This window comes from Halobacillus sp. (genome assembly GCF_049282395.1).
Classification (GTDB): Bacteria; Bacillota; Bacilli; order Bacillales; family Halobacillaceae; genus Halobacillus.
The window spans coordinates 1-4,930 of record NZ_JBAPTY010000179.1; the positions used below are offsets into that span (position 1 = coordinate 1).

The 4,930-nt window shown below is 43.4% G+C and carries 5 protein-coding genes and 1 riboswitch; of the genes, 1 reads left to right on the forward strand and 4 read right to left on the reverse strand.

Annotated features, from left to right (window positions below; genetic code table 11):
* The 3 genes from WAM07_RS08305 to WAM07_RS08315 all read right to left on the reverse strand — a co-directional run.
* The coding region (locus WAM07_RS08305) for an ABC transporter permease (RefSeq protein WP_422166019.1) at nt 1-613 on the reverse strand (613 nt) is incomplete at its 3' end.
* A complete protein-coding gene (locus WAM07_RS08310; RefSeq protein WP_422166020.1) occupies nt 610-903 on the reverse strand; it encodes a thiamine-binding protein in 294 nt (97 codons plus the stop codon). The genes WAM07_RS08310 and WAM07_RS08305, both read right to left, overlap by 4 nt.
* A gap of 14 nt (nt 904-917) precedes the next feature.
* Nucleotides 918-1,913 carry an ABC transporter substrate-binding protein gene (locus WAM07_RS08315; RefSeq protein WP_422166021.1) on the reverse strand — a complete coding sequence of 332 codons (996 nt, stop codon included), beginning with the start codon at nt 1,911-1,913 and terminating at the stop codon, nt 918-920.
* Between the two features lie 142 nt (nt 1,914-2,055).
* Nucleotides 2,056-2,167, reverse strand: a riboswitch (TPP riboswitch).
* A 146-nt stretch (nt 2,168-2,313) separates the two neighbouring features.
* Between WAM07_RS08315 and WAM07_RS08320 the strand changes: the two genes are divergently transcribed.
* Nucleotides 2,314-3,258 carry an ATP-grasp domain-containing protein gene (locus WAM07_RS08320; protein WP_422166022.1) on the forward strand — a complete coding sequence of 315 codons (945 nt, stop codon included), beginning with the start codon at nt 2,314-2,316 and terminating at the stop codon, nt 3,256-3,258.
* 89 nt (nt 3,259-3,347) lie between these two features.
* Here the strand turns inward: WAM07_RS08320 and WAM07_RS08325 are convergent, their stop codons facing one another.
* On the reverse strand, nt 3,348-4,406 hold the full coding sequence (locus WAM07_RS08325; RefSeq protein WP_422166023.1) for an NAD(P)/FAD-dependent oxidoreductase: 1,059 nt from the start codon (nt 4,404-4,406) through the stop codon (nt 3,348-3,350).
* Nucleotides 4,407-4,930: the final 524 nt, after the last annotated feature.

The window sequence follows — 4,930 nt, forward strand, 5'->3', positions numbered from 1 at the left end:
CTCCTATACCTTTATTCGCTCCCAGCCATTCTGAAATCACAGCCCCCATGACACTGTAGGCTGCTGATATTTTCACCCCTGAAAAAATAGACGGCAAGGCGTTTGGCCATTCTAGTTTCCTGAAAATCTGTCCCTTTGTAGCACCTGCCATTTTCATATAATGCATCCATTCAGGGTTTGTCTGACGAAGACCATCCATGGCTGCAATCGCAATAGGAAAGAAGCAGACAAGTACGATAATAATCAATTTAGGTAAAGCCCCGAATCCAAACCATATGACTAGCAAGGGAGCAAGGACGATGATCGGGATGTTTTGTGACAAGATGAGTAAGGGATACAAGGCCTCTCTTACTACTGGAAGCAGGTGAAGAAAGACCGCAAGTAATAACCCGAAAATAACTCCAATTATAAATCCTGAAAAAGTTAAACGAATGGTTGAAAAAAGGTGGGGAGCGTAATCCGTCCAGCCGTTTATACCTGTTTCCATAATTAAGCTCGGCGGTGGTAAGAGCCATTCTGGTATGTCAAACCAACGGCTGCAGAGCTCCCATAAAAGAATGAAAAGGAGGAGGACCGCAACAGGCCTCCATCCTTTAATGAATCTTTGAGTCATGTTCGATATTTCGATGTTAAATCATCCATCGAAGCTCCTGATGGCTGATAAAGAACTTTAATCTGAGAAATGACGTTGCTGCACCCTTTTTCAACCATAGCCTCGTTCATTTTTTCTATTAAACCAAAAATGGTGGAAAGCTCTCCTTCGATCGTTGTTTCAAGAGGATGGACTTCGTACTTCAGCCCTGATTTTTCAATGATTGAAATCGCATGATCCACATAAGGGATAACATCCTCGTTCCTCTCTGTTTTTGGAATGATTTGAATACTGACAAGTGAATTAGCCAATACATTTCCCTCCTTTATTCTGGTAAAAATTCGTTCGTAAATGCCTCATTAGCATTCAGTTTTTCTTCAAGCAAGTCATGATTGTACATCCACTCGGCGTAACTGCTCCAGACTTCTTCCTTTTGAATACCCCACTGATCTGCATCATCTTTATACTTAGGTGACAGCCATTCTTGACTGGCTTTTACCAGCTCTGGATCGAGGTCCGGCACAGCTTCGATGAGAATATCAGCCGCCTGATCAGGTTTTTCGATCGCAAATTCGTATCCTTTTGAGACAGCAGCCATAAATGCTTGTACGGTTTCAGGATTCTCATTCATCATCGTTTCGCTCGTCGTTAAAACAGGTGTATAATAATCCAATTTCTCAGAGTAGTCCGTTAGGTATTGCATATTAAGCTCTTGCCCTCGAAGTTCGGCTTCCACACCTGTCCACCCGTAATAAATCCAGGCAAAATCGATATCCCGTTCCACAGCCGTAAAAAAGTCCGTATTTCCCATATTTACAATTTCCACCTCAGAAACATCAGCATTTTCTTTCTGCATGAGAGAAGAGAGGACCGCTTCTTCTACAGGAGCACCCCAACCTCCGTAAGTTTTTCCTTCGTAATTAGCTGGAGAAGTAATGCCTTTATTCTTGGGAGAGGCAAAACCTGACGTATTATGCTGGATAATAGCTCCGATCGATACAACAGGAATGTCCTGAATACGAGCTTCTGTCAATGTTTCTTGAGCGCTGATCCCAAATTCTGCTTTTTGGGAGGCGACAAGCTGATCGGCACCCGCTTCACCTGGAAGCATGATTTCCACATCCAGTCCTTGCTCCTTAAAAAAACCTTCTGCCTGAGCCACATAAATTCCGGTGTGATTGGTGTTAGGAGTCCAGTCGAGTACGAGTTTAACCGAGTTCGTTTCCTCTTGCTTGGCTGCAGCTTCTTCACTTTTTCCGTCATTGGATGAGCAGCCCGTTACTACTAAAGCGGTCATGAACATGAGGATTATTTTTTTCAATTGTTTCCCTCCCAATTATATGTCCATCAGAGAGATTAATAGAGGAGAGGGGAGAACCGTCGGAGATAATCCAGCGTTTTATCCATACAAAAAAGCACCCTGGTACCATAACCTAGGGTGCATATATAGTAATCGATCAGAAATATCGGCTACTTATGTTTCCTACGCTGGTATCAACCAGTTCAGGTTCTAAGGGTCAGTATCATAAAAGGATACAATCTCAACCAGCTACACTGGTCCCCCTACATTCAAACTATTCAATTTGATGAACAACGTTATAATTTTACTGTGCCATAAGGAAGTAGATTTAGCAAGTACTATAATCTTATTCCTAGTAAACAGATAGGCTTTTTATGTTAAGATAAAGGAAATCGTTATTACAGAAAGGGAGTTCCTTTTTATGAGCAAAATTTATGTACTCCACGAGAACGATGAGTGGACCGTTCACTTAACAGAACGTTTAGAAGAATTAGAATTGCCATATGAAGTATGGCACCTGGACCAAGGTACATTAGACTTAACAGAAGAGCCGCCGGAAGGAATTTTCTATAATCGAATCAGTGCGTCCTCTCACACGAGAAACCACCGCTACGCTCCTGAATTTGCAGGGGCAGTCCTTTCCTGGCTGGAACGCCACGGCAGAACGGTTGTAAATGGAACATCGGCGCTTAATCTTGAAATAAGTAAAGTGAACCAGTACATGGCACTGAATCAACAAGGGATCCGCACTCCAAAAACCATCTCTGCTGTTGGGAAAGAGAATATTTTGAAAGCTGCAGAAAAGCTGGGGATGAATTCATTTATCACGAAGCATAACCGTGCTGGTAAGGGGCAGGGTGTGCAGCTGTTTCATTCTAAAGAAGCACTTCAGGAATATGTGGAAGGCGCTGAATTTGAGGAACCTGTCGATGGTATTACCTTAATTCAGCAGTATATCGATGCGCCCGAGCCGTATATCGTACGTCATGAGTTCGTAAACGGGAAGTTTCTTTACGGAGTGAAAGTAGACACTTCTGAAGGGTTTGAATTGTGCCCGGCTGATGCGTGCTCGATTGAGGATCAATTTTGCCCAACCGATGCTGAGGAATCGAAGGATAAAGCAAAATTTGAGATCCTGGACAATTACCGCCCTGCGATTATTGACGACTTCGAAGCTTTTCTTCAGGCGAATCATATCCAAGTGGCCGCTATTGAAGCTATTCAAGATCAAGATGGGAATTTATATGCTTACGATGTGAACACGAATACGAATTATAACACGGATGCGGAAGAAAAAGCCGGAGTGTACGGAATGCTTGAGCTTGCTAAATATCTGGGGCGCCTGCTGGATCCAGTGCGCGTATAATAAGAAAGCCATTTTCCTCTGGGGAAAATGGCTTTCTTTGATAGAGTTCTGCACGGGTGGACGGATGAACTCTTCACGACACGAGAGATTTAATGGCGTTTACTTAACCAGAGAACACCTGATTTAGCAAGCCTAGGTAAAACTCCGGTCATTGGTTTTTGCAGCATGTTGCCAAATCCGTCGTTCTTACCGAGAGAGCCTAAGGCGCCTTTTAGTTTAACCTCGCCTGGAGGTACCGGAACACGATTTTTAAGAAAGGCCAATATAACTTCCGCTACTTTTTCACCTTGCTGACCTGCTAATTGAGCACTTGGAGAATGTTCGGCAGATGCGCAGTCACCGATCACGTAAACATTTTGGTGGCTTGGAACCTGATAATAATCATTTACAATAACCTTATTTTGAATATCTTTATCAAAAGGAAGCTCTCTAACCAGGTAATTCGGCTGCACACCTGCTGTCCAGACCGTAACATCATTCATATAGCAGAGACCGTTATTGCAAACGCCGTCTCGTTCAACGTATTCTACGTTCGCGTTATGAATGACCTCCACATGGTGCTCACGGAACCATTTTTCTACATAATTCTGAATTTTATGGTCGAATGCTTTCAGTACCGTCTCACCACGATCGAGCAAACGAATGTTTAAATCAGAACGGCTTTCGCGTACTTCTGAAGCCACTTCAATACCGCTTAATCCAGCTCCGACAATCGTCACTTTTCCGTAGGCTCCCAAATTATTAATGGAGTAGCCTGCGCTTCGGGCTTGGGAAAAAGATTGTACACTTTCCGTAAACTCCCTGGCGCCTTCTATTCCGTGATAATTGTCCTCACATCCAAGCCCGATTACAAGATAATCGTACTCGATGTCATAGGCGAAGTTTTTCATTAGAACCTTTTCGTTTTCAACATCAATTTTTTCGATCTCGTCGAATACATATTCCACTTGATCATGTTCAGGAAAATCTACACGGGCATGACGATCTGATTCAGTACCGGCAGCGATCGTGTAAAATTCTGTTTTTAGTGAATGGTAGGGGTTACGGTCAACGACAACGATATGTACATCTTTTGGTAAATCTTCTAAAAGGCCATGTAATATATTGAGCCCACCGTACCCGCCGCCTAATATGACTAACCGTTTCATGCATCAACACCACCTTTTTAAATTCATTCTCAGCTGCTCACATTCAGGTGCATCACCGATTTATGTCGAAAACGCTTACGGTTTTCTCACTATTTTAAGATTATCAAAATTCTGCCTGAAAAACTAGAAGAAGTGAGCAATTCGTGACAAGTTTCACGAGTTCCTCTTATTTTGTGAGAATTTCTCTAAAAATATCATAGTAAATATAAAGATCGGTCAAATCTATAGAGGTCATGTTAAAGAAAAGCTCCCGTTTGTTTAAGACTCAATTTCGAGATATTGGTCGACGAGGATGGTCCTTCGGGGGACGATTTCGCTTTCCGGCCCTGCACGACGCAGGGTCGTTCGACGTTGCCACAGGACGTGGCGCGATCTTAGTCGAACATCCCTTGTGCTGAGCTTCCTCAGGCTAAAGCCTTCCGGGGTCTCACCGATCATGTTCATCCCGCAGGAGTCTTCATCGTCCCCCTCCGGACCCGGCCGAATTAGAGACTCGAAACGGGTTCGTCCTTCATCCGCTGATA

Bases quoted from the DNA above. Each gene is read 5' to 3' on its own strand.
- WAM07_RS08325 (WP_422166023.1), bottom strand. From the start codon at position 4,406: ATGAAACGGTTAGTCATATTAGGCGGCGGGTACGGTGGGCTCAATATA.
- WAM07_RS08320 (WP_422166022.1), top strand. From the start codon at position 2,314: ATGAGCAAAATTTATGTACTCCACGAGAACGATGAGTGGACCGTTCAC.